Annotated in this window: 24 protein-coding genes; 9 read left to right on the top strand and 15 right to left on the bottom strand. The window is 30.2% G+C overall.

Annotation, left to right across the window (positions count from 1 at the left end):
* The first annotated feature begins 7 nt into the window (after positions 1-7).
* Positions 8-862: a hypothetical protein gene (locus UXY25_RS02360; RefSeq protein ID WP_320814396.1), complete on the top strand. Its 855-nt coding sequence runs from the start codon at positions 8-10 to the stop codon at positions 860-862.
* Between the two features lie 3 nt (positions 863-865).
* Here the strand turns inward: UXY25_RS02360 and UXY25_RS02355 are convergent, their stop codons facing one another.
* The 5 genes from UXY25_RS02355 to UXY25_RS02335 are packed head-to-tail and all read right to left on the bottom strand — an operon-like array spanning position 866 to position 6,643.
* Positions 866-1,564: a hypothetical protein gene (locus UXY25_RS02355; protein ID WP_320814395.1), complete on the bottom strand. Its 699-nt coding sequence runs from the start codon at positions 1,562-1,564 to the stop codon at positions 866-868.
* A 20-nt stretch (positions 1,565-1,584) separates the two neighbouring features.
* Complete coding sequence (locus UXY25_RS02350) at positions 1,585-3,414, bottom strand: ABC transporter ATP-binding protein (protein WP_320814394.1); 1,830 nt, start codon at positions 3,412-3,414, stop codon at positions 1,585-1,587.
* On the bottom strand, positions 3,414-5,141 hold the full coding sequence (locus tag UXY25_RS02345; RefSeq protein WP_320814393.1) for a phospho-sugar mutase: 1,728 nt from the start codon (positions 5,139-5,141) through the stop codon (positions 3,414-3,416). The genes UXY25_RS02350 and UXY25_RS02345 overlap by 1 nt, the downstream gene beginning before the upstream one ends.
* A gap of 20 nt (positions 5,142-5,161) precedes the next feature.
* A complete protein-coding gene (locus tag UXY25_RS02340) occupies positions 5,162-6,112 on the bottom strand; it encodes a glycosyltransferase family 2 protein (protein WP_320814392.1) in 951 nt (316 codons plus the stop codon).
* Positions 6,113-6,643, bottom strand: a complete 531-nt coding sequence (locus tag UXY25_RS02335) for a DUF4199 domain-containing protein (protein ID WP_320814391.1) — start codon at positions 6,641-6,643, stop codon at positions 6,113-6,115.
* Positions 6,644-6,876: 233 nt separating this feature from the next.
* On the opposite strand from UXY25_RS02335, the gene UXY25_RS02330 reads away from it, so the two are divergent.
* A complete protein-coding gene (locus UXY25_RS02330; protein WP_320814390.1) occupies positions 6,877-7,131 on the top strand; it encodes a type B 50S ribosomal protein L31 in 255 nt (84 codons plus the stop codon).
* A gap of 114 nt (positions 7,132-7,245) precedes the next feature.
* A complete protein-coding gene (locus UXY25_RS02325; RefSeq protein ID WP_320814389.1) occupies positions 7,246-8,421 on the top strand; it encodes a GlmU family protein in 1,176 nt (391 codons plus the stop codon).
* Between the two features lie 10 nt (positions 8,422-8,431).
* Here the strand turns inward: UXY25_RS02325 and UXY25_RS02320 are convergent, their stop codons facing one another.
* Positions 8,432-8,740: a hypothetical protein gene (locus UXY25_RS02320; protein WP_320814388.1), complete on the bottom strand. Its 309-nt coding sequence runs from the start codon at positions 8,738-8,740 to the stop codon at positions 8,432-8,434.
* A 160-nt stretch (positions 8,741-8,900) separates the two neighbouring features.
* Here UXY25_RS02320 and mtaB point away from each other — a divergent pair, with 160 nt between their 5' ends.
* Entirely contained in the window at positions 8,901-10,223 is a 1,323-nt protein-coding gene (gene mtaB, locus UXY25_RS02315) for a tRNA (N(6)-L-threonylcarbamoyladenosine(37)-C(2))-methylthiotransferase MtaB (protein ID WP_320814387.1), read from the top strand.
* Positions 10,224-10,298: 75 nt separating this feature from the next.
* Here mtaB and UXY25_RS02310 read toward each other — a convergent pair whose 3' ends face one another.
* The 3 genes from UXY25_RS02310 to UXY25_RS02300 form a co-directional block, all read right to left on the bottom strand.
* The gene (locus UXY25_RS02310; protein WP_320814386.1) at positions 10,299-10,955 is read right to left on the bottom strand and encodes a hypothetical protein; all 657 of its coding nucleotides are present in this window, start codon (positions 10,953-10,955) and stop codon (positions 10,299-10,301) included.
* Between the two features lie 7 nt (positions 10,956-10,962).
* On the bottom strand, positions 10,963-11,439 hold the full coding sequence (locus UXY25_RS02305; protein ID WP_320814385.1) for a sigma-70 family RNA polymerase sigma factor: 477 nt from the start codon (positions 11,437-11,439) through the stop codon (positions 10,963-10,965).
* 108 nt (positions 11,440-11,547) lie between these two features.
* Positions 11,548-11,844, bottom strand: coding sequence for an N-acetyltransferase (locus UXY25_RS02300; RefSeq protein ID WP_320814384.1), 297 nt, complete (start codon positions 11,842-11,844; stop codon positions 11,548-11,550).
* Positions 11,845-12,111: 267 nt separating this feature from the next.
* On the opposite strand from UXY25_RS02300, the gene UXY25_RS02295 reads away from it, so the two are divergent.
* From UXY25_RS02295 to UXY25_RS02285, 3 genes are read left to right on the top strand one after another with little or no spacing between them, the layout of a single operon-like run.
* Positions 12,112-12,774, top strand: coding sequence for an alpha/beta hydrolase (locus tag UXY25_RS02295; RefSeq protein ID WP_320814383.1), 663 nt, complete (start codon positions 12,112-12,114; stop codon positions 12,772-12,774).
* Positions 12,775-12,781: 7 nt separating this feature from the next.
* Positions 12,782-13,666 (top strand): lytic transglycosylase domain-containing protein, encoded by an 885-nt coding sequence (locus UXY25_RS02290; protein ID WP_320814657.1) that lies wholly within the window; start codon positions 12,782-12,784, stop codon positions 13,664-13,666.
* A 13-nt stretch (positions 13,667-13,679) separates the two neighbouring features.
* Positions 13,680-14,048: a sulfite exporter TauE/SafE family protein gene (locus tag UXY25_RS02285; RefSeq protein ID WP_320814382.1), complete on the top strand. Its 369-nt coding sequence runs from the start codon at positions 13,680-13,682 to the stop codon at positions 14,046-14,048.
* A 59-nt stretch (positions 14,049-14,107) separates the two neighbouring features.
* Here UXY25_RS02285 and UXY25_RS02280 read toward each other — a convergent pair whose 3' ends face one another.
* A complete protein-coding gene (locus tag UXY25_RS02280) occupies positions 14,108-14,623 on the bottom strand; it encodes a DUF2892 domain-containing protein (RefSeq protein ID WP_320814381.1) in 516 nt (171 codons plus the stop codon).
* A 166-nt stretch (positions 14,624-14,789) separates the two neighbouring features.
* Here UXY25_RS02280 and rpmH point away from each other — a divergent pair, with 166 nt between their 5' ends.
* Both rpmH and carB read left to right on the top strand, forming a co-directional pair.
* Positions 14,790-14,951: a 50S ribosomal protein L34 gene (rpmH, locus tag UXY25_RS02275; protein WP_091315350.1), complete on the top strand. Its 162-nt coding sequence runs from the start codon at positions 14,790-14,792 to the stop codon at positions 14,949-14,951.
* Between the two features lie 223 nt (positions 14,952-15,174).
* Complete coding sequence (gene carB, locus UXY25_RS02270; RefSeq protein WP_320814380.1) at positions 15,175-18,030, top strand: carbamoyl-phosphate synthase large subunit; 2,856 nt, start codon at positions 15,175-15,177, stop codon at positions 18,028-18,030.
* Between the two features lie 68 nt (positions 18,031-18,098).
* Here carB and UXY25_RS02265 read toward each other — a convergent pair whose 3' ends face one another.
* The 5 genes from UXY25_RS02265 to UXY25_RS02245 form a co-directional block, all read right to left on the bottom strand.
* Positions 18,099-19,205 carry a two-component regulator propeller domain-containing protein gene (locus UXY25_RS02265; protein ID WP_320814379.1) on the bottom strand — a complete coding sequence of 369 codons (1,107 nt, stop codon included), beginning with the start codon at positions 19,203-19,205 and terminating at the stop codon, positions 18,099-18,101.
* Between the two features lie 186 nt (positions 19,206-19,391).
* Positions 19,392-21,167: an ATP-binding protein gene (locus UXY25_RS02260; protein WP_320814378.1), complete on the bottom strand. Its 1,776-nt coding sequence runs from the start codon at positions 21,165-21,167 to the stop codon at positions 19,392-19,394.
* Positions 21,168-21,282: 115 nt separating this feature from the next.
* Positions 21,283-22,011 carry an FISUMP domain-containing protein gene (locus UXY25_RS02255; RefSeq protein ID WP_320814377.1) on the bottom strand — a complete coding sequence of 243 codons (729 nt, stop codon included), beginning with the start codon at positions 22,009-22,011 and terminating at the stop codon, positions 21,283-21,285.
* Between the two features lie 39 nt (positions 22,012-22,050).
* On the bottom strand, positions 22,051-22,566 hold the full coding sequence (locus UXY25_RS02250; RefSeq protein ID WP_320814376.1) for a GNAT family N-acetyltransferase: 516 nt from the start codon (positions 22,564-22,566) through the stop codon (positions 22,051-22,053).
* A 13-nt stretch (positions 22,567-22,579) separates the two neighbouring features.
* A complete protein-coding gene (locus tag UXY25_RS02245) occupies positions 22,580-23,770 on the bottom strand; it encodes an ATP-binding protein (RefSeq protein WP_320814375.1) in 1,191 nt (396 codons plus the stop codon).
* Positions 23,771-23,827 lie beyond the last annotated feature (57 nt).

The following is a 23,827-nucleotide window of genomic DNA, read 5'->3' as shown; positions in this document are numbered from 1 at the left end:
ATATATTATGTATAAAATTTTTTTGTTACTATTTTTTCCAATAATTTCTTTTTCACAAATTAATTTATGTGATAAAAGTGTTGAATTAAGTAATCAATTTTATAACAATAACTACAATGATTTTGTTTCTAATTTAACTAAGCTGAAGCAAGAGTTTAAAGCTGACAAGCATTTAATTGAAATAATTGATTTTAATATTGCTAGAGGATTATTTTTTCAGAAAGAATACTTGAAGTCACAAATTATTTTAACTGAACTTTTGGAAACACAAAATGAAGATTTAATAGATTACTTTGAATGTGATAAAAGTGTATATATTGATGATTATGAAGTTGAAAATGTTTTCAGTGGATTATCGAGTTATTGGTTAAAGAGAAATGCATATAGATTATTATCGGATTCAAATTATTTTTTAGGTAATTATTCAGATGCATTAATCAATTTGGATGAATATATAGAAGTTAAAAATAAGAAGAAACCATTTTATCCATGTGGTAATGCTTTAGAAAGTGATGTATTGCAATACGAAAATAGAAGGTTTGATATATTGAATAAATTGGAAAATTTTGAAGAATCTAATAAGTCAGGTCTTTTAATTTTATTTTTAACTAAAAATGAAGGTTTACTAAATCAATTAAAAATTAATTTGCTTTTAAAACACACTAATAAAGAGATTCGAAATGAATTAAGATCAAGTTTTAAGTTTGTTGAAAAAGGTCTTGTTGATGTTGCAGGAATGAAGCTTGAATTTGCTCATATTTCCTTTTTTGATTACAAAATAATCCTTTGGAATTTTAAGGAAGAGAAAAATTATATTACAAGCATTAAAAAAAGTAAAGGATATAAAATTCTCTTGAAATAATTATTAAATCAAAATATCGCTTTCCAAATCAGATTTTTCAATTGCAATATTAAAATCTAATTTTTGCATCAACTCAATTACCAAATTTTTATACCAGTTTTCACTTTTTGGGTGAATGTATATTTTTTCAATAAGTTGATCAATATCTACATCTACTTTTAAACCGTCATTTATAGAAACGCGGTTTCCGCTGGTATCCGAAATAATGCGTACTTCTCTTTCATACTGAAAACTTTTTCGCTTAAATAAGAAAGGGAAAAAAGTATCTTCAAAAGGAATATATTCTTTCTTGTAGTCAATGTAGTTTACTGCGCCAATATTTTGTTGGAACTTCTTTTCTCTAACTAAAGCTTCTTTTAATCGTCCTATTGTAGATTGTATAGCTAAACCTTCGTTGTTTTTGGTAAAAATTTGCCACATAGCATACGATTCGTATTCGTTTATGTGCCAACTGCTTATAACTACTTTTTCTCTGTGTGATTTGTAATAATCTAAAAACTTAGGATTATTTGCTGCTATTTTCTTAATCTCTTCATAAGTAGGTTCAGAAAACGTACCTTCATATTGATCTTCAAACTTATCAGAACGCGACATGAAAAGTTTCTTTGACAAAAGCATGTCTAAGAACTTAGATAAATCTAAATATTTCCAAACGATTGTGTCGTCGCTTGGTAAATTTATGTTTTCGTTATCTGTGTACATTTTTTATTTATGTTGAAGTTTTACTCAAAACTTTGCATCATTACTAATTTTGCATACGTTCCGTCTTTGGCTAATAACTCAGTATGTGTACCTTGCTCTACAATTTGCCCTTTTTGCATTACTACAATGCTATCTGCTTTTTGAATTGTAGATAATCTATGTGCAATTACAATTGAAGTTCTGTTTTGCATCATGTTTTCAAGAGCAATTTGTACAAATTTTTCACTTTCAGTATCCAATGCAGAAGTTGCTTCGTCCAATATCATAATTGGAGGATTTTTTAATACAGCACGGGCAATAGATAAACGTTGTTTTTGTCCGCCTGATAATTTTCCTCCAGCATCACCTATGTTGGTTTCAATTCCATTTGGTAAATCTTTTACAAACTCATAGGCATTTGCAATCTTTAAAGCTGCAATTATATCTGCGTCAGTAACATTTTCTTTACCAAGCGTAATGTTGTTTTTAATAGTGTCATTGAATAAGATAGAATCTTGAGTAACTAAGCCTAATAAGCCTCTTAATGAATTAATGTCTAAGTCTTTAATATCAATTCCATCAATTTTTATTACACCTTCGTTTACATCGTAAAAACGAGTCAATAAGTTAGCAATTGTACTTTTTCCACTTCCAGATTGTCCAACTAAAGCAACTGTTTTACCCTTGGGAACAGTAAGTGAAAAATTCTTTAAAACGTATTCGTCTTCGTATTTGAAATTGATGTTTTCAATGGTTATTTTATCAGTAAATCCAGTTGCTATAACCGCATTTTCTTTTGTATTTATAGTGTTTTCAGTTTCCAGAACTTCAAAAACACGTTCAGCAGCAGCTAATCCATTTTTTACAGAATAAGAAGCTTTTGAAATTGCTTTTGCAGGAGTAAGTATGTTATAAGCAAGACCCAAATAAACGATAAATAAAGCGCCATTTAATGTTTTGTCTACCAATACTAAATTTCCTCCGTACCAAAGTAAAGCTGAAATAGTTACAATTCCCATAAATTCACTCATTGGAGAAGCTAAGTTATTTTTCTTACCAATACTATTATCTAAACGCAATAATCTTCCTATTGAATCATTAAAAATAGTTTTAAAATAATTTTCGGCATTATAACTTTTTACCACTTTTAAACCCGATAAACTTTCTTCAACTATTGAAATTAAAAAACCATTTTCTTGTTGCGCTCTAACTGATTTTCCTTTTAAACTTTTCCCGATTTTAGAAATAATAAATCCAGATATAGGAATGAAAACAAAAACAAAAAGAGTAAGTTCAAAACTAATTTTCATCATCGCAATTATTGCAAAAAGTATTGTTAAAGGTTCTTTTATAATTAATTCTAAAATTAAAAAGAAAGAGTTTTTCACTTCATTTACATCGCCTAGCATTCTTGCCATTACATCACCTTTTCTTTTTTCTGAATAATATGAAATAGGTAATTCAATGATTTTAGAAAACATTTTTTCTCTTAAATCTTTTAAAACGCCATTTTTTATCTTCATTAAATGCTGAGAGGCAAAATAATTAAAAATATTTTTAAATAAGAAAGTAGAAATAACTAATGCTACAGTTAGTAATAATGCATATTGTGGTCCGTTTTCTTCTGATAATTTTGTAATGTAATATTGTAAATATTGTTTACCATAGGAACCTATTTCCATTATGCCTTCATATTTTGGCAATGTCGTAACAGCTTCATTCATTTTAAATAACACTTCCATTAAAGGAAATAACGCTACAAATGATAACGTACTAAAAAGCGCATAAAGAACATTGAAGGTTATATTCCAAACAATATGTCCTTTAAATTTAAGTGCAAACGGAATTATTTTTTTAAAATTTTCGTCCATTAGTTCAATTGCATTGACGCAATAATATTTTTGATTCTTAAATCTAAATTTTCTTCTGTTGTTATTGCGTTTGCAATAGTATTTAGTTGTGTGTTAACACTAAAATAGAATTTAATTTTAGGTTCAGTACCACTTGGTCGCGCACAAATTTTACTTCCGTCTTCAAGGTAGTAAATTAATACGTTTGATTTTGGAATATTGATGTCAAATTCTTCCTCGTTCATAAAGTCAAAGCCTTTCGAACTTTGGTAGTCTTCAATACAAATAACGCGCTGATTGTTAATTTCTTTCAATGGGTTTTCACGTAAATCAACCATCATTTGCTTGATTTCGTTTGCACCTTCAATTCCTTTTTTGGTAATTGAAATTAAATGTTCTTTATAAAGACCTAAGTCAGAATATAAATTTAATAATTCTTGGTATAAAGAACTTCCGCTTGCTTTTGCTTGTGCGGCAATTTCGCAAACCAATAAAGTAGCACCAACTGCATCTTTATCTCTCACTTTGTCTCCCACCATGAAACCGAAACTCTCTTCGCCACCACCAATAAATTCTTGGTTAGGGAAATCTTTAATGAATTTTGCAATCCATTTAAACCCGGTTAAACCAACTTTACATTCTACTCCATAAGTTGAAGCTAATTCAAGCATCATAGGTGTGCTTACAATTGTAGAACCTACAAATTGATTGCCATTTAATTTACCTGCGCGTTTCCATTGTTCTAATAAAAAGGCAGTCATAATAACCATAGTTTGGTTACCGTTTAATAATTTCATTTTTCCATCTAAATCTCTTACGGCAACACCAAGTCTGTCGCTATCAGGATCAGTTCCTACAACTATATCAGCATTGGTTTTTTCAGCCAAAGCTAAAGCCATAGCAAGTGCTTCTGGTTCTTCAGGGTTTGGCGATTTTACGGTTGGAAAATCTCCATTTGGTTCTGCTTGTTCTGCAACAATATTAACGTTGTCGTATCCTGCTTTTGCTAAAACTTCCGGAATTAATTTTATAGAAGTTCCATGAAGCGAAGTAAAAACAATTTTTAAATCGTCTTTAGCTGTCTTTGGTGTTTTAAAGCTAGCATTTTCAATAGTTGAAGTAGTAAATACTTCGTCAATTTTTGTGTCAATGTATTCAATTAAATTTTCGTTAGCTTCATATTTTATATCGCTGTATTGTAAACTATCAATTAATTGTATGATTTCTCCATCTTGTGGTGGTACTAATTGTCCGCCATCTTGCCAATATACTTTGTATCCATTATATTCTGGAGGATTGTGTGAAGCTGTTAAAACAATTCCTGCATGACATTTTAAATAACGAACCGCAAATGAAAGTTCAGGTGTTGGTCTTAATTCTGAAAATAAATAAACTTTAATTCCGTTAGCCGAAAAAACATCGGCAACTACTTTTGCAAGTGTATCACTATTGTGACGACAATCAAAAGCAATGGCAACTTTAAGTTCTTCGTTTGGAAAGGATTTCTTTAAATAATCAGACAAGCCTTGGGTGTTTTTCCCTAATGTGTATTTGTTAATACGATTAGTTCCAACGCCCATGATTCCTCGCATTCCTCCAGTTCCAAACTCCAAATTTTTGTAAAAACTATCTTCTAACTCTTTTGGAGCCGAAGTCATCATTTTTTCAATTTCTACTTGAGTTTGTTTATCAAAAGTTGGCGTTAACCATTCGTTTACTTTATTTAATATGTCTTGTTCTATGTGCATTTTGTATTCTTAAATATGTTTTAGATTTCCTCAGAAATCTTGTATCGTTCTTCATTGTTTTTGGTGCGTAAAATGATTTCTCCTAAAAATCCTGCTAAGAAAAATTGTGTTCCAATAATCATAGTGGTCAAAGCAATGTAAAACCAAGGATTATTAGCAATTAAAATAGTCGGTTCATGAAGATAAAGTTTCCATAATTTCATACCACCAATTATTCCAGCCGATAAAAAGCCAATTATAAACATCAAAACACCTAATGCACCAAATAAATGCATGGGTCTTTTTCCAAATTTAGAAATAAACCAAATGGTAATTAAGTCTAAAAAACCGTTAATAAACCGTTCCATTCCAAATTTTGTAGAACCGTATTTTCTTGCTTGATGCTGAACAACTTGTTCTCCAATTTTACTATAACCTGCATTTTTTGCTAAAACAGGAATGTATCGGTGCATTTCACCCGAAACTTCAATATTTTTTACGACTTCATTTCTGTAGGCTTTTAGTCCACAATTAAAATCATTCAATTGGACACCAGAAGTTTTTCGAGCAGCCCAATTGAATAATTTTGAAGGCATATTTTTGCCTATTACTGAATCGTATCTTTTCTTTTTCCAACCCGAAACTAAATCGAATTTTTCAGTAATAATTTTATTGTATAAAGCTGGAATTTCTTCCGGACTGTCTTGTAAATCAGCATCCATAGTAATTACAACATCGCCTTTTACTTTAGCAAAACCAGCGTGTAAAGCCTGACTTTTCCCATAATTACGTAAAAAACGAATTCCTTTTACATTTGGATTTTCTTTAGAAAGAGTGTCAATTATAGACCAAGAAGCATCTGTACTTCCATCGTCTATAAACAATATTTCATAAGAAAAGTTATGAGTATTCATAACTTTTACAATCCAATTGTGTAATTCGGGTAACGATTCTTGCTCGTTTAATAAGGGAATAACTATGGATAAATTCATTTATTCTTGATGTGTGGGTTTGCTTTTAAATATAGCTGCTAAGATTAAACCAAATATTGCAGAAAATAAAATGCTAAAAATAGACCCTTTTAATTGAGCTACTGTGTCAAATTGATTCTCTTCCGACATTTTTTCAACAGTTTCTTTAATTACTTCAGTTGGTGTGTTGAACTTTTTCAACATGTTTACTTGAAATTCTATTAAGTTATCTTGAACAGTATCTTTAGCTTCAGTATCAATTACATTAAATAAAAATATATTAAAAGCAACCGAAATTACTATTCCTATAACTGCTGAAATGAAATAAGTTGTAAATGCATCTTTAAAAGGGAAAATACCCCCTAATTCTTTTTTAGTTTTTGAAAGTAAATAAATTCCTATTCCTAAGAAAATAGCAATACTTAAAAGCCCTAGCCACCAAGCAGTAAACAATTTTAAATCGATAATATATACACTTGCTGTAATTAAGATTGATATAACACCTGTTATAATTCCAAATGTTATTCCGTTTTTCTTGATAATTTCGTTCATAATTTTGTTTAGTTTAATAGATTTACAAATATAGAAATAATAATGTTTATCGTATTAGTAAAAAAAAACAAAAAAAAGTTACACAACAAGTTGTAATTTAAAAATTAAATGTAAATTTGCATTCTCAAAATAAAAGATTATAAACTAAAAAAGTTATAGACGTTTATACCTTTTTCAATAAAATGAGAAAGCATCAGAACGGTTTATAGCCATCAATAAAAAAGAAATACAAGATGAAAAAAGGAATTCACCCAGAAAATTACAGATTAGTTGCATTCAAAGATATGTCTAATGAAGATGTGTTTATTACTAAATCTACTGTTGAAACAAAAGAAACTATCGAAATTGAAGGTATTGAATATCCAATATACAAAATGGAGATCTCTAGAACTTCTCACCCTTTTTACACTGGTAAATCTAAACTTATCGATACTGCAGGACGTATTGATAAATTCAAAACTAAATATGCTAAATTCGATAAAAAATAATCGAATTTTTATAAATACAGAAAGCCTTCCAATTTGGAAGGCTTTTTTTATGGCTAAACTTTTCTGTTTTTACTTCCAAACTTTGTAACTTTGATACTTTCAAACTAAAAAACTATGAATTATATACTTTTTGATGGAACTGTTCGTAATGCATTATTGCCTTTTACTTTTACTAGGCCAGTTGCTGATATTCGTGTTGGAATTTTGACCATAAGAGAAAAGTGGGAACAGTATTTGGGCTATACTACTTCTACACTTACAGAAGAGTATTTGATGGAAAAATATCCAATGGTGGAATTGGAAGAAAATATTATGATTAATGCTTCATTTTTTCCAAATAATGTGTTGGTTGAAATGATTTTCAATTTAGAAAAAAATCAAGCCATATTAAGTGGCGAAGAAATTATTGCTTTTTATACGAATGATACACAAGAAGAAATAGACTTTGATGTTTATGAATTAATTGAATACGAGGGAGAAATTCTGCGAATTGAAAATACTTGGGATATTTTTTCAAAAAACGATGCTGCAATACGAGAAGATTATGAATTCCTTACAGAAGATAGAAGATCTGAGCCAATTCCAAAATCGGTAAATGTAATTGCACCCGAAAATATTTTTATTGAAGAAGGTGCAAAACTTGAATTTGTTACTTTAAATGCTTCAACCGGACCTATTTATATTGGTAAAAACGCTGAAATAATGGAGGGTTCTGTTATTCGCGGGCCTTTTGCATTATGTGAGGAAGCACAAGTGAAATTAGCAACTAAAATATACGGAGCTACTACCATTGGTCCACATTGTAGAGTAGGAGGAGAAGTGAATAATTCAGTTTTATTCGGTTATTCAAACAAAGGTCACGATGGTTTCTTAGGAAATGCTGTTTTAGGTGAATGGTGTAACATTGGAGCCGACTCTAATAATTCTAACCTTAAAAATAATTACGAAGAAGTTCGTTTATGGAGTTATGAAACTGAAGGTTTTGCCCGTACAGGTTTACAGTTTTGCGGACTAATGATGGGTGATCACTCGAAATGCGGAATCAATACCATGTTTAATACAGGAACCGTTATTGGTGTGAGCGCTAATATTTTTGGTTCAGGATTTCCTAGAAATTTTGTGCCAAGTTTTTCTTGGGGAGGCGCTTCTGGATTTACAACATATCTAACTAAAAAAGCTTTTGAAGTAGCGAAAGTGGTTATGAGTCGCCGTCATGTTGAGTTTACAGAACAAGACGCTAAAATTTTAGAACACGTTTTCGAAGAGTCTAAAAAATGGCGTAAAGAGTAATTAAGTGTAGTTAGTTGTTTGGTTTTAGTTGAATTCCTACCCATTCCAACTTACTAATTCCGTAAATTATTAATATAGTAAATAGTAAAGAAAGGAACACAAAGAGAATTTGTTGTTTCTTTCTTTTTTTCTTTTCAGTTTGTAAACGAGTTCTAATTTCTGCTAATAATTCGGGGCTCGCTTTAATAGGGTCTTCAGTTGGAACATCTTTAGTGCCAATGTAATTTTTCCAATTAGATCTTTTACCTATATTGCGTAAAGCTTTGTTGTTTTTCAAGCTTATTATAGCGCCCATCATTGAACCACCGCCTCCCATCATAATTATTCAGTTTAGTTTGTGATTTTACGTAACTTTTTTGTAAAATGTTACATTTTGGTCCAAAAATTATAAAATACACAATCGTTTTATTTTCCAAAATAATCTGCGTAATTTTGCACTCTCTATTTTTTGACAACGATTTCATTAATGGAGCTTATTTATGGAAAACAAGAAAAAAGTAGCTTTCTACACTTTAGGATGTAAACTGAACTTTTCAGAAACATCAACTATTGCACGTAATTTTCAAGAAGAAGGTTTTGAACGTGTCAATTTTGAAGAAGTTGCCGATATGTATGTGATTAACACATGTTCGGTTACTGAAAATGCCGACAAACAATTTAAACAAGTTGTTAAAAAAGCCCTTAAACTTAACGAAAAAGCATTTGTTGCAGCAGTAGGTTGTTACGCACAATTAAAGCCAGAAGAATTAGCTGCGGTTGATGGTGTTGATTTGGTTTTAGGTGCAACCGAAAAATTTAAAATTATAGATTATATAAATGACTTGTCTAAAAACGACATGGGAGAAGTACATTCATGTGAAATTGAAGATGCTGATTTTTATGTTGGTAGTTATTCATTTGGCGATAGAACGCGTGCATTTTTAAAAGTACAAGACGGTTGCGACTATAAATGTACTTACTGTACTATTCCGTTAGCAAGAGGAATTTCTCGCAGCGATACTATGGACGGTGTTTTAAAGAATGCATCTGAAATTGCTGCCAAAGGAATTAAAGAAATTGTTCTTACAGGTGTCAATATTGGAGATTATGGAAAAGGAGAATTTGGAAACAAAAAACACGAACATACTTTTTTAGATTTAGTAACTGAATTAGATAAAGTAGAAGGAATTGAGCGTTTACGTATTTCGTCTATTGAGCCTAATTTATTGAAAAATGAAACAATTGAATTGGTTTCTAAATCGAGAGCATTTGTTCCTCATTTTCATATTCCATTACAATCAGGAAGTAACGATATTTTAAAGAAAATGAAACGTCGTTATTTGAAAGAATTGTATGTTGACCGAGTGAATAAAATTCGTGAAGTAATGCCTCATGCCTGTGTTGGGGTTGATGTAATTGTTGGTTTTCCTGGTGAAACCGATGAGCATTTCTTGGAAACGTATCATTTTTTAAATGATTTAGACATTTCTTATTTACATGTTTTTACCTATTCTGAAAGAGATAATACGGAAGCTGCTGTAATGGAAGGCGAAGTTGCTAAAAATGTAAGAAGTAAACGTAGTAAAATGTTACGTGGACTTTCTGTTAAAAAACGTAGGGCTTTTTACGAAAGTCAAATTGGAACAAACAGATCTGTTTTGTTTGAAAATGAAAATAAAGAAGGTTATATTCACGGTTTTACAGAGAATTATGTAAAAGTAAAATCACCATGGAATCCGGAATTGGTAAATACATTGCATAATGTACAGCTTACTAAAATTGATGAAGACGGTGCAGTACGTTTTGATTTTTTGAATAATTAAGAGTAAAAAGTAAACATAAAAAAAAAAAGGATAGTACAAATTATGTACTATCTTTTTTTGTATAATTAACTTAAGTTATTTTCTCAAATCTTCCATATCGGCTAATAATACTTCTAACTTTTTTAGGATTCTTCCATAGCCTAGTTTTAAATCAAATTCGCCAATTTTTCCTCCAAAGTAAGCTAGAAAACCAATCATTCCGATAAAAAAAAGAATAAAGATTAATGGAAAATCCAAAATCAAATAGGTGTCAGGAAACTTATTAATAAATGCTTTTACAAATTTATCGCCAGGAACATCTCCACCTATTTCTCCGAACCAAAAGCTAAATATCATTGTTATGAAAACATAAGGATATAAGAATCGTGATAATTTAGTATTGGTTTCAGTTAAGTTTTTTGTCCATTTGTCAAAAGAAGTTAAGTATTCATAACTGCTTACGTTTTTGCTTATCGTATCTAATTGTTTACTAAATTTATTTGCAATAATAGAAATTATTAAAAATAAAAAAGCCATTGATATTCCCATATAAGGGATTTTGCTGATAAAAGATATAGGAAGGATTATGATGGCAAATAGTATAATCCCAATTCTGTTTATTTTATACATTTTTCTAAATTTCTCAACAATGTCAATAGATTTTTGAGTGTATAAATTATTGATTTTTGGCGCTATTAAAGCGTCGTTTTCTAGAAATCCTTCTTTCCAAATTGTTTCTATAGATTTTTCCATGATGTTTTTAGTTTAATATTTTTTTCAATTTATCTTTAATACGAGTAATACGTACACCAATGTTATTTGCATTGGTGCCAATAATATCAGCAATCTCTTGATAGGATTTTTCTTCTAAGTACAACATAATAACTCCTCTGTCAAGTTCAGATAGTTGTTTTATTGCACTGTACAAATGATTTAAGGATTCATCCGTAAAAACACGACTGTCTTCTATAACCACGTCTGGTAAGTAATCTGAAGAAGTGAATTGTGTTTTTTTGTTCTTTTTAAGTAAAGTCAAACAAACGTTTAATGAAATTCTGTAAATCCATGTAGACCATTCCGATTGTCCTTTAAAGTTATCTCTGCTTTTCCAAATTTGCAAGCACACTTCTTGGTAGTAATCCTCAAAATCTTCTTGAGAATTAGAATATGCTCTACATATTTTAATGATGATGCCTGAAAAGGGTAAAATGGATACGGTATAAAAATCGCTACTCATGCTAATATTTTCTTATTTAGTGGTCAAACTTTAAAAACATTACACTTTATGTAAACTTTTTATCTTTAAAAATAAAAAAGCTCCGTAATTACGGAGCTTTAAGAGTATTTATATTTTTAATCCAGGAGGAAGTAATTCTTGGTATTTTCTGTTTTTTCTAAAAAACTTAATCATTTTAATGTGCGTAGGAACAACTTTTAATTTTCGTTCAATAGCAATTTCTAAAACATTCGTAATAAACTCTTGGTGTAATTCTTCATCTTCATTGTCATTTTCAACAAACTTTGTTAAAAATATTTTTCGGTCTTGTAAAGAATATTCTATAGCAACTAATCCAGAATCGGTTGTAATTTCAAATTGTCTTAAAAGTTCGTTGTCTTTAATTTCCATATTCAGTGTCGTCATAGTTGGATTCATTAGGGTGAGAATATTTTCCTTGACTTTTTAAAAAAGCCAACTACAAAGTTATTAAATTGAATGTCAATATCAAACGATTTTTAACTATATATTGTGTTTCTTGTTTTTTTTCTTTTAAAAAAATAGGAAAGTGTTAAATTGTCAGTTGATTTGTTGAAATAAAAATTAAGATAAATTTATTATTTAATAAAATCATACTTGAAAATATTTTAATAAATTTATGAACTTCTATTTTTAATGCAATTATTCAATTAAATGTCAAAGATTCCTGTTTATTTCATGCCTGGTTTGGCAGCAAGTCCTACTATATTCGAAAATATAAAACTTCCTGAAGATGAATTCGAAATCATTTTTTTAGAATGGTTTGTCCCTTTTAATAAGGAATCTTTAGAAGATTATGCTTTACGAATGACCAAAAATATAAAACATGAGAATCCTGTTTTAATTGGAGTTTCCTTTGGCGGAATTTTAGTTCAAGAAATGGCTAAACATATTAATGTTCGTAAGACAATTATTATTTCGAGTGTAAAGTCTAATAAAGAGTTTCCTCGAAGAATGAAGATTGCTAAATCAACTATGGCATATAAATTGATTCCTACTCAATTATTATCAAATGTAGAAGCCTTAGCTAAATATGCTTTTGGAAATACTGTAACGAAAAGATTAGAACTTTACGAAAAGTATTTATATATGCGAGATAAAAAGTATTTGGATTGGGCTATAGAAAGCATTATCTTATGGAAAAATGATAAAGCAGATGAGAATGTTGTTCATATACATGGATTGGAAGATGAAATTTTCCCTATCAAATATATATCTAATTGCATTCCTGTAAAAGGAGGAACACACATTATGATTATTAATAAATACAAATGGTTAAATGAAAATTTGCCGTCAATAATAAAAATGAATGAATAAAATGAAGATGACATTATTAAAGAAAATTGCATTAACGGTTTTAATTGCTATTGGAAGTTTATTTTTTATCTACGCAGTTACAGTAGATTCTAATACTGAGCTTATAAAGAGCTTTCCAATGAAAATTGATTTTGCAGGCGAGGAAGTGCCAACTTTTATGGACGATGTATACGAGCGTTTAGATAGAGAACTGGTAACTAATACAAATTACCATTCTAATACTATTTTGGTTTTAAAGAGAGCCAATAAAGCATTTCCAATTATTGAGCCTATTTTAAAAAATCATGGTATTCCTGATGACTTTAAATATTTAGCCGTGATTGAAAGTAGTCTGATAAATGTTGTTTCTCCAGCAGGAGCAAGAGGTGTTTGGCAATTTATGCCTTCAACTGCAAAAGAAAAAGGTTTAGAAGTTACTGATGAGGTTGATGAACGTTACCATTTAGAAAAATCTACTGAAGCAGCTTGTTTGTATTTAAAAGATGCTAAAGAGAAATTTGGAAGTTGGACATTGGCAGCAGCTTCTTATAATGGCGGGATGAACGGAGTGCAACGTCAGTTAGAATTGCAAGGTGTAACTTCTTATTATGATGTATTGTTAAATGAAGAAACCTCTCGATATGTGTTTAGAATATTAGCATTAAAAGAAATTATGTCTAATTCTGCAGAATATGGATTTAAGTTGCCAAAAGAAGGTTTGTATAAAAAGGTACAAGTAAAAAAGATTGAAGTAGATTCTTCTATTGCTGATTTTGCTTCATTTGCTAAATCTCAAGGAATAAATTATAAAATTTTAAAAATCCACAATCCTTGGTTGCGAGATAAAAAATTAGATAATCCAAATAAGAAAAAATACATAATCGAAATACCAATTTCAGGTTATGGAAAATAAAAAACAAATAAAAATGACTTTACAAATTGTTTTATCTTTAATGCTAATTGGTGTTATTGCAGGTGTGTTAAGTGGATTGGTTGGTATAGGTGGAGGAGTTGTAATGGTTCCATTATTAATTGTGATGTTGGGTTTTAGTCAGCATCAAGCGCAAGGAACAAGTTTAGCTGTATTAGTAGTTCCAGTTACTGCAATTGCGGTTTTTAATTATTACAAAGAAGGCTATATAAACTGGAAACATGCAGCTATAATTGCAGTTTGTTTTGTAGTTGGCGGTTATTTTGGAAGTAAAATAGCAATTAGTCTAGATCAAAAAATGCTAAAAAAAATATTTGCAGTTATATTGCTGCTTCTTGGTGGGAAAATGTTATTTAATAAATAAAATATTATTTAAGACAAAAAAAACACCATTAGGTGTTTTTTTTGTCTTAAAATAAAAAATTAAATTTTCTTCATTTGGTCTTTCAACATCTTCATTTGGTCTTTTAACATACCGTGTTTGTCTAATTTTTTTGCTTCAGCTAACAACTTAGTAGCCTCAATTTTTCTTCTTTTAGACATTGCAATACCAGCCAACTGTAATTTTGCTAATGCTAAATCTTGGTCCATAGATAAACCTAATTCAATTGCTTTTTTGAAAAACTTCTCAGCTTGTGTTAAATTGGTTTGCGAAATCATAATTCCATTTAAGTAATTATAATATCCTTGTTGTTTTCTAATTAAAGCCGTTTCAGGGTTAGAAATTTTATCCAACCATTTTTTCGCTCCATCCATATCTTGTTTTCTTAGCTTAAGAAAAGCAAGTAAAATCATTTCGTTTTTGAAATATAATAAAATGAATATCGAAGAGAATAATATAAGAAAGATTCCGTTTCCTACACTTCGGTCAATTATTTGATAAATTCCTAAGGCTATTAATAAACCAGCAATAATTAATTTAATATTTTTGTGAAACATAATGTGTTTTTTTAATGTGCTGCAAAGGTAATAAAATCAATTAAAAATATTTTTAAAAAAGTACTTGCGAATGAAAAAAGACTTTGTATATTTGCACTCGGTTTTCAAGGGAAGAAAACTAAAGAGTTATAAGCTATTTAAATAAAGATTTTTAAAAATACGACTGATGAGCAAAAGAACATTTCAACCATCGAAAAGAAAAAGAAGAAATAAGCACGGATTTATGGATAGAATGTCTTCTCCAAATGGAAGAAAAGTTTTAGCTAGAAGAAGAGCTAAAGGAAGACATAAATTGACTGTTTCTTGTGAACCAAGACATAAAAAATAATGATTAGTATCTAATCAAAATAAGCCGTTACTTTTATTAGTAGCGGCTTTTTTTTAAACTTGTTTATAAATTTTAATAAGTTTTTAGAAGCTACTTCCTGCTGTTTGTTACAATCTTTTTATTTTTAAAGAAAAATAAAAAGTATTTTCACTACCATCAGGGCTAGTAATATGCACAAACAACAACATACAATTATAATACAACAACACAAACAATAACTACAATGCCAAAAGACAATTCAATAAAATCGGTTTTAATTATAGGTTCTGGTCCAATCGTAATTGGACAAGCTTGTGAATTTGATTATGCAGGTTCTCAATCTGCTCGTTCTATTAGAGAAGAAGGAATCGAAGTTATTTTGATTAATTCTAATCCGGCAACGATTATGACCGACCCTACAATGGCCGATCATGTTTATTTATTGCCTTTAACTACAAAATCACTAATTCAAATTTTAAAAGAGCATCCCCAAATTGATGCGGTTTTGCCAACTATGGGTGGGCAAACAGCTTTAAACCTTTGTTTGGAAGCAGATGAAAAAGGTATTTGGGATGATTTTAATGTAAAAATGATTGGTGTAGATGTTAATGCGATTAATATTACAGAAAATAGAGATCAGTTTAAAGAACTTTTAGCAAAATTAGGAGTAGGTGCTGCACCTGCAAAAATTGCAAACTCTTTTCTTAAGGGAAAAGAAATTGCACAAGAATTTGGCTTTCCATTAGTAATTCGCCCTTCGTTTACACTTGGGGGAACTGGAGCAGCTTTTGTACACACAGCAGAAGATTTTGACGAAAAACTATCTTATGGTTTAGAAATGTCGCCTATTCACGAAGTTCTTATTGATAAAGCACTTATAGGTTGGAAAGAATATGAATTAGAATTGCTTAGAGATAAAAACGATAACGTAGTAATTATTTGTACAATCGAAAATATGGATCCAATGGGAATTCATACTGGCGATAGTATTACGGTTGCACCAGCAATGACTTTATCTGATAAAACGTATCAAAAAATGCGTGATATGGCCATCTTAATGATGCGTGCGATTGGAAATTTTGCAGGTGGTTGTAACGTACAGTTTGCGGTTTCTCCTGATGATCAAGAAGATATCGTAGCCATTGAAATTAATCCTCGTGTGTCGCGTTCATCTGCTTTAGCTTCAAAAGCAACGGGTTATCCAATTGCAAAAATTGCATCTAAATTAGCTTTAGGATATAACTTAGACGAATTACAAAATCAAATTACAAAATCTACTTCGGCTCTTTTCGAACCAACTTTAGATTATGTAATTGTAAAAATACCACGTTGGAACTTCGATAAATTTGAAGGAGCTGATAGAACCTTAGGACTTCAAATGAAATCGGTAGGAGAAGTTATGGGAATTGGGCGTTCGTTCCAAGAAGCACTGCATAAAGCTACACAATCCTTAGAAATTAAACGTAACGGTTTAGGTGCAGATGGAAAAGGATATAAAAATTACGACCAAATTATCGAAAAACTAACTTTCGCAAGTTGGGATAGAGTTTTCGTAATTTATGATGCTATAGCAATGGGAATTCCATTGAGTAGAATACATGAAATTACTAAAATTGACATGTGGTTCTTAAAGCAATATGAAGAATTATATGCTTTAGAAAGAGAAATTTCTAACTTTAAAGTAGATACACTTCCAAGAGAATTATTGTTAGAAGCAAAGCAAAAAGGTTATGGAGACAGACAAATAGCGCACATGATGGGTTGTTTAGAAAGTCAAGTATACAAATTAAGAGAAGAGCAAAGAATAAATAGAGTTTATAAACTGGTAGATACCTGTGCGGCAGAATTTAAAGCATTAACACCTTATTATTACTCAACTTTTGAAGCAGAAATTGAAAAAGCAGACGGAACAAGATACGTGCATAACGAAAGTATTGTAACCGATAAAAAGAAAGTAATTGTTTTAGGTTCTGGACCAAATAGAATTGGACAAGGAATTGAATTTGATTATTCATGTGTACATGGAGTTTTAGCTGCACAAGAATGTGGTTACGAAACCATCATGATTAACTGTAATCCTGAAACGGTTTCTACCGATTTTGATACAGCAGATAAATTATATTTCGAGCCTGTTTTCTGGGAGCATATTTATGACATTATTCGTCATGAAAAACCAGAAGGTGTAATTGTACAGTTAGGTGGACAAACAGCTTTGAAGTTAGCAGAAAAATTATCTAAATACGGAATCAAAATAATGGGAACTTCTTTCGACGCTTTAGACTTAGCGGAAGATAGAGGTAGATTCTCAGACTTGTTAACCGAATTAAAAATTCCTTTCCCACAATTTGGAATAGCGGAAAGCGCAGAAGAAGCTTCTGTTTTAGCAGATACTTTAGACTTCCCATTATTAGTAAGACCTTCTTATGTATTAGGTGGACAAGGAATGAAAATTGTAATCAACAAACAAGAACTAGAAGAACATGTAATTGATTTATTAAAATCGATTCCTGGAAATAAATTATTATTAGACCATTATTTAGATGGTGCTATTGAAGCTGAAGCAGATGCAATTTGTGATGCAGACGGAAATGTTTACATAATAGGTATCATGGAACACATTGAGCCATGTGGAGTTCACTCTGGCGATAGTAATGCCACATTGCCTCCTTTTAACTTAGGTGAATTTGTAATGCATCAAATAAAAGAACACACACATAACATTGCAAGAGCTTTAAAAACGGTTGGATTAATTAATATTCAGTTTGCAATTAAAGACGATACAGTGTATATTATTGAAGCAAACCCAAGAGCTTCTCGTACGGTTCCATTTATTGCAAAAGCATATGGCGAACCTTATGTAAACTATGCAACAAAAGTAATGTTAGGACACAATAAAGTAACGGACTTTACTTTTAACCCACAATTAAAAGGATATGCAATTAAGCAACCGGTTTTCTCTTTTAGTAAGTTTAAGAATGTAAACAAAGCTTTAGGACCAGAAATGAAATCGACTGGAGAAAGTATTTTGTTTATAGACGATTTAAAAGACGATCAATTTTACGAATTGTATTCACGAAGAAAAATGTACTTAAGTAAGTAATAATAAAAAATCCCAATCGAAAGGTTGGGATTTTTTTGTTTTATCGGTTTGAAACTTGTGGCAGTTATTTAATTTGTCCAAGGTTCTTTGTCTTTAGCATTCATGAATTTTTGGCCGTCATAAAGACTTATTCCTTGCCAAGTTCCGAACCAAACCTGTCCTTTGTTATCTTCAAGAATACTTTGAACCACATTAGAGGTTAATCCGTTTTCAGTTGTGAATTGGGTAAAATTAGTCCCATCATATCGATATACACCAAAACCTTCAGCTGAAAACCAAACATTTCCTTTTTTGTCTTCATAAAAATTATAGGTTTCTATTCCTTCAATTATTCCGTCTTTAGTAAAGTTGTTGAATGTTTTACCATTAAAATTACTTACACCTCCATTAAAGGTTCCAATCCAAATATTACCTTGTTTATCTTCTAAAATATCTGCGGTGTTATTGTCGGTAAGCCCATTTTTATTAGTTAAATGAGTAAACTCACCGTTTTTATATTTGAAAATTCCATTTCCATCGGTAATAAGCCACATCGTTCCATTTTTGTCTTCTAAAAATTTGAAAATTAATTTATCAGAAAGCATATAATGTTGGTTTTCCACTTTTTTATTGGGTAATGAAAAAGGACTGAATTTTTTTCCGTCAAAATGACTAATTCCTCCAATAGTTCCAACCCAAATTAACCCCTTTTTGTCAATAGTTAATCCCCAAATGTCATCATTTTGTAAACCGACTTCTGTAGAGTATGTAGTAAAATTTTCACCATCATATTTTACTAACCCCGAAGAAGTTGCAAACCAAATATTACCCATTTTATCTTCAACAATTTCTCTAATAGAGACAGCGTTTTGCTTTTGTTCAATTGTCATTTTTTCAAGTGCAAGACCATCGTATCGTATAATTCCATCTCCATTTGTTCCAAACCAGTAATTGCCTTTTGTGTCTTGATACATAGTTCTTACAAACTGACTTACCATTCCATTTAAATTGGTGTGAATTTGTGGAAATGTTGTGCTTTGATTTAATATTAACGGTGGATTATTTACTACTTTTTCAACACTTTCATTTGCAGGTTTTTCTTTCACTTGCCCGTTACAAGATGATATTAGAAGTGTTAAAAGTAACAAAATTAAATTTCTTGAATTGATTGTTTTTTTAACACTTAAATTTATCATAATATGGATTTTAAAATTGTTGTTAACGTGTTGGAATATGATTTGTTGTAAGTTTAAGAGTCTAATTTAGCAAATAAATAAGTGTAAATGAAGCTTTAGAACCAAAAATGAAATAGACTGGAGAAGCATTTTATTTATTAACGTTTTGGAGTTACTCTTCTGTCTTTTCAAACATTTATCATGTGTTTAACGTTTTAATGATTTAATAATTTTAATGTATAATATTTGTTCGTCAAGAGGTTTTGAAATGTAGTCATTCATACCAACGGCTTTGCATTTTTCTGCATCAACTGTCGTGACATCGGCTGTTAAAGCGATGATTGGAATTTTGGAATTCATCGTATTGCGAATGTATTCTGTTGCTTCAAACCCATTCATTTCGGGCATCTGCAAGTCCATTAAAATAATGTCGTAAGTTTCTGTTTGCATTTTGTCAATTGCTATCTTTCCGTTGTCTGCAATATCGTATTTGAATTTAAAGTCTTCTAAAATTGTTTGCATTAATAATTGATTTAGTCTAACGTCTTCAACAACTAATACTTTTATGTCCTTAATTTCTTTGTCCAATTCTACCTCTTCATTTTCTTTTTCACATTCTCCATTGGTTTTTTGAAAGGTTAAAGTGAAACTAAATGTTGAACCTTCATCAATTTTACTTTTCACTGAAATAGTTCCTCCCTGTCTTTCCACTAATTGTTTACAGATGGCAAGTCCTAATCCTGTTCCTCCAAATATTCTTGAAGTGGAGCTTGTTGCCTGCTGAAAATTTTCAAAAATGTATTCTAATTTATCTTCTGCTATTCCTGTTCCTGTGTCGGAAATTACAAACTCAAGGGTTGCTTTTTCTTTATCTTCATTCAATAAACGAACAGAAATAGTTATTTTCCCTTTTGGGGTAAACTTTAAAGCATTACTTAAAAGATTTAAAAGAATTTGATGTAAACGCGGAGCATCGCCTATTAACACCTTTGGAATTTTGTTGTCATATTCGTTAACTAACTCTAAATTCTTCTCCTTAATTTTTAAATCAAACACTTGAAGCATTGTTGAAATTGAGAATTCCATTTTGAACGGTGTTTGTTCAAAAGTCATTTTTCCCGCATCTGTTTTTGCTAAATCCAGTATGTCATTTATTAGGACAATTAATCCATCACTACTGGTTTTTATAGCATCCAAATATTCTTTTTGTTTTGGTACTAAATCGGTCTTCAATAATACCTTTGTGAATCCAATAATTGCATTCATAGGTGTACGAATTTCATGACTCATGTTCGCTAAAAACTGCTGCTTTGAAGACAATGCTACGGTTAACACTTCTTCCGATTCTATTAGTTTGTTTTTCAACGTTAATGATTGGTTATTAATAATCATTAAAAAGATAGCAATCAATATGGAGATAATACCTCCTACAAGAACGAAAATTTGAGCAAATAAGAAACTGTCATGACTAACTTCAGTTCTACCAACTAATAATTTATCTGCCAAGTCCTCCATGTTATTAGTGAGTAGCCTAATGTCGTCCATTATTAGTTTGCCCTTTTGGGAACTAATTTTTTCGACTGCTGCGTTTAATCCATGCTGCTCCCTTACATTAATATTTTCATAACTTATGGCAATTTTCTTGTCAATAAGATGTTTAAGGGAATCCAGGTTTAATAGTTGTTTTTCATCAGTAATCAAATACTCTAAATTCAAAATATTTCTTTGAATTTCTGGTATTGCTAAATCGGAGAATTTTTTAAAATCTTTATTTCCTGTTAAGACAAAGCCCCTTTCGCCCGTTTCAACATCTTTTAACAAAGAAATATTGTTAGACAAGCCTAACTTTACTTTGTATGAATGAATAACCCATTTAGAATTATTATTTAAGGTATTAATGCTTTTTAGAGAGAGTGCGGATATTAAAATTAAAATAATTAATATGAAAAATGAAATAATGAATCTGGGTTTTATGTTTTTCATTTTATATTAGTATTTATTATGTTGATGCATTGTTATAAAGTGAAGTTAACACTATCTAATAGGGTTGCATATAACTTGTAAAGATATTAAATTGTACGATAAGTTTTTAAGTAAATTATTCTTTAATACATCTAATCCCATGTCCTATTTGAATAGCATCTTCTCCATAGAAAATTGTACTTTCATCAAATAAATTAACAGATGTTCTAGTGCCATTTGTTGAATTATAGTTTGAAGTTGCCCAGGCACAAATGATTTCTGAAGCAGTAGCACCTCCAAAAGCATTTACATAACCATTTGGTAAGCCATTAAACCCAAAAGCATTTGTACCATTTCCACTTGAACTCAACCAGCCAAAACTAGTTTTTAAGGCAGTTGCTTCTGTTCCAGACGCTCCATTGTTACTTAAAAAGCTTTCTAATTCTATAAAGTCTTGTTCAGTTGGAATTCTCCAACCTGTTGGAGCTAATTTTCCAGATTCTATAGCATAATGGTTGTACATGGCTCCGTAATAATCAAAAGGAAGTGTTTCTGTATATACATTATTTAGATCGTCTGTTAGTGCCCATTGATATAGTGCTTCTTCACTACCTGCATTATGCCAATTGCTACCATGTGTAGCAAATGTATATTCTGTTATAGCTACACCATCATTAAATTTTGATGTCTTAAGGTTTTCTAACATCCAAGTTTGATTGCCAATTTTTATAGTGTTGTAAACATTACCATCTGCATCTGTAACTGTTTCAATTTGATCTTCCTTAATATTATCATCATAATCAGAGCATTCAGAAAAAAGAATTAAGATAAAGAAAAGGCTAAAAAATTTTATAAGTTTATTCATGTTTTGTTAATAGATTCATTTTTTACTGAACGTTGTGTATTAATTGTTAGGAATTAAATTTTTTTCATACGCTTTTCTTGGGCTTCCTCTAAAAGATACTTCGCCACAATAAACATAAGTCATTTTTTCAAAAAGAGCTATCATAGCAAAATTATCAAAATTGGTATCTGCTTTTACGCTGTAAATATTTTTTGAACGTGCAAAGTCTTCAATATGGTTGAAAATTATTTTGGCAAAACCTTTTCCTAAATATTCTTTTGCAATAGCAACTCTGTGAAAAACGATAAAATCATTAGTTGTAAGCCATTTTCCTTTAATGTTTATATATTCGGGTTCGTCATTGATAAGAATGGCGCAATAACCAATTATAACATCATTTTCAGTTAAAACAAACCCTGTTTCTTTTTCAATGTCGTTTTGTAAAACTTCAGGATTTGGGTAGCCATCCTGCCATTGATTGCTTCCGTCTTCTTTTCTTCGTTGAACGGCATCTTTAATAATTTGCCATATTTGATTAATTTCTGAGATTTCAGCTTTTCTAAATTGTTTAATCATATTTTATTATTCTTCACAAGGATTTTAAAGGAAAAGTAAATTTAAAATTACTGCCTTTACCTAATTCACTTTCTACCCAAATTTTACCTCCTTGTTTTTCTATAAATTCTTTACAGAGTATTAAGCCTAAACCCGAACCTGTTTCAGATGCTGTTCCAGGAGTTGTAATGTTAGTGCCTATTTTAAATAATTTATTTTTAGTTTCTTTAGTCATACCAATTCCATCATCAGAAACAGTAATTTCTACATCATTTTGATTTTGTACTGCGTGAACAGTTATTTTTCCGTTTAAATTAGTGAATTTTATAGAATTAGAAATAAGATTTCGTAAAACTGTTTTTAGCATGTTTTGGTCAATATAAACTTCAATATCATTTGATTGAATATATTTTAAAGATATATTTTTAATTTTTGCAGTTGACATAAAGACCTCTAATATTTCTTGAATAGTAGAAGATAAATTTAATTTTTTTGGGTTAAATTTAATTTGCCCTGTTTGCGATTTTGCCCAATTTAATAAGTTATCAAGTAAAACTAGTGTGTTTTTGGCTGATGAATTAATAATTTCTGAATACATTTTAGATTCAGCAATTTCAGAATCTTTTGTTGTTTCAATTAACAGTTCTGAAAACCCTAAAATGTTGTTAAACGGCGTTCTTAAATCGTGAGCTATTATTGAAAAAAACTTGTCTTTTGTTGCATTAAGCTCTTTTAATTTTTTTTCACTTTTCTTAAGCGCAGCTTCAGCTTTCTTCAGCTTAGTAATATCATGAATTACCCCTACAAGAAATTTTTCCCCATCAGAATCAATAAATCTTTTTTTTCTTGTGGTAATTATACGGGTTTCCATACCCTCTGGTGTAAATGTTTCTTCATTAATGTTTTCCTCACCATTTGCTATTACTTCCTTATCAATTTTTAAAAAACTTTCTCGCTCATCAACTGGAACAACTTCAGCAAGCGTTTTTCCTATTGCGTCAGGTCTAGAACGGCCAAGCATTTTTAAGAAGGCATCATTTACAATAAGTAATCTGCTATGCTTGTCTTTTACAAATACTGGATCCCCAATGTTATTAATGATAGTATTGTAATATTTTTCTTCTTCACTTTTAATTGAAGTTTGTAATCTTAAAATTTCATTTTGTTTTTTGAGTTCAACAATTTGATTTTCTAATTCTTGGTATTTCAATTCGTCTTTTGCCATACGTAAGTTCTTTTTTAAACCAAAATCATTGCTTTTAAATGTAAAATATTTGATTTT

Origin of the sequence: Flavobacterium sp., assembly GCF_034111225.1 — a bacterium.
Lineage (GTDB): Bacteria > Bacteroidota > Bacteroidia > Flavobacteriales > Flavobacteriaceae > Flavobacterium.
Note: the sequence above shows the minus strand (reverse complement) of the source record. Positions and strands in the feature narration are given on the sequence as shown.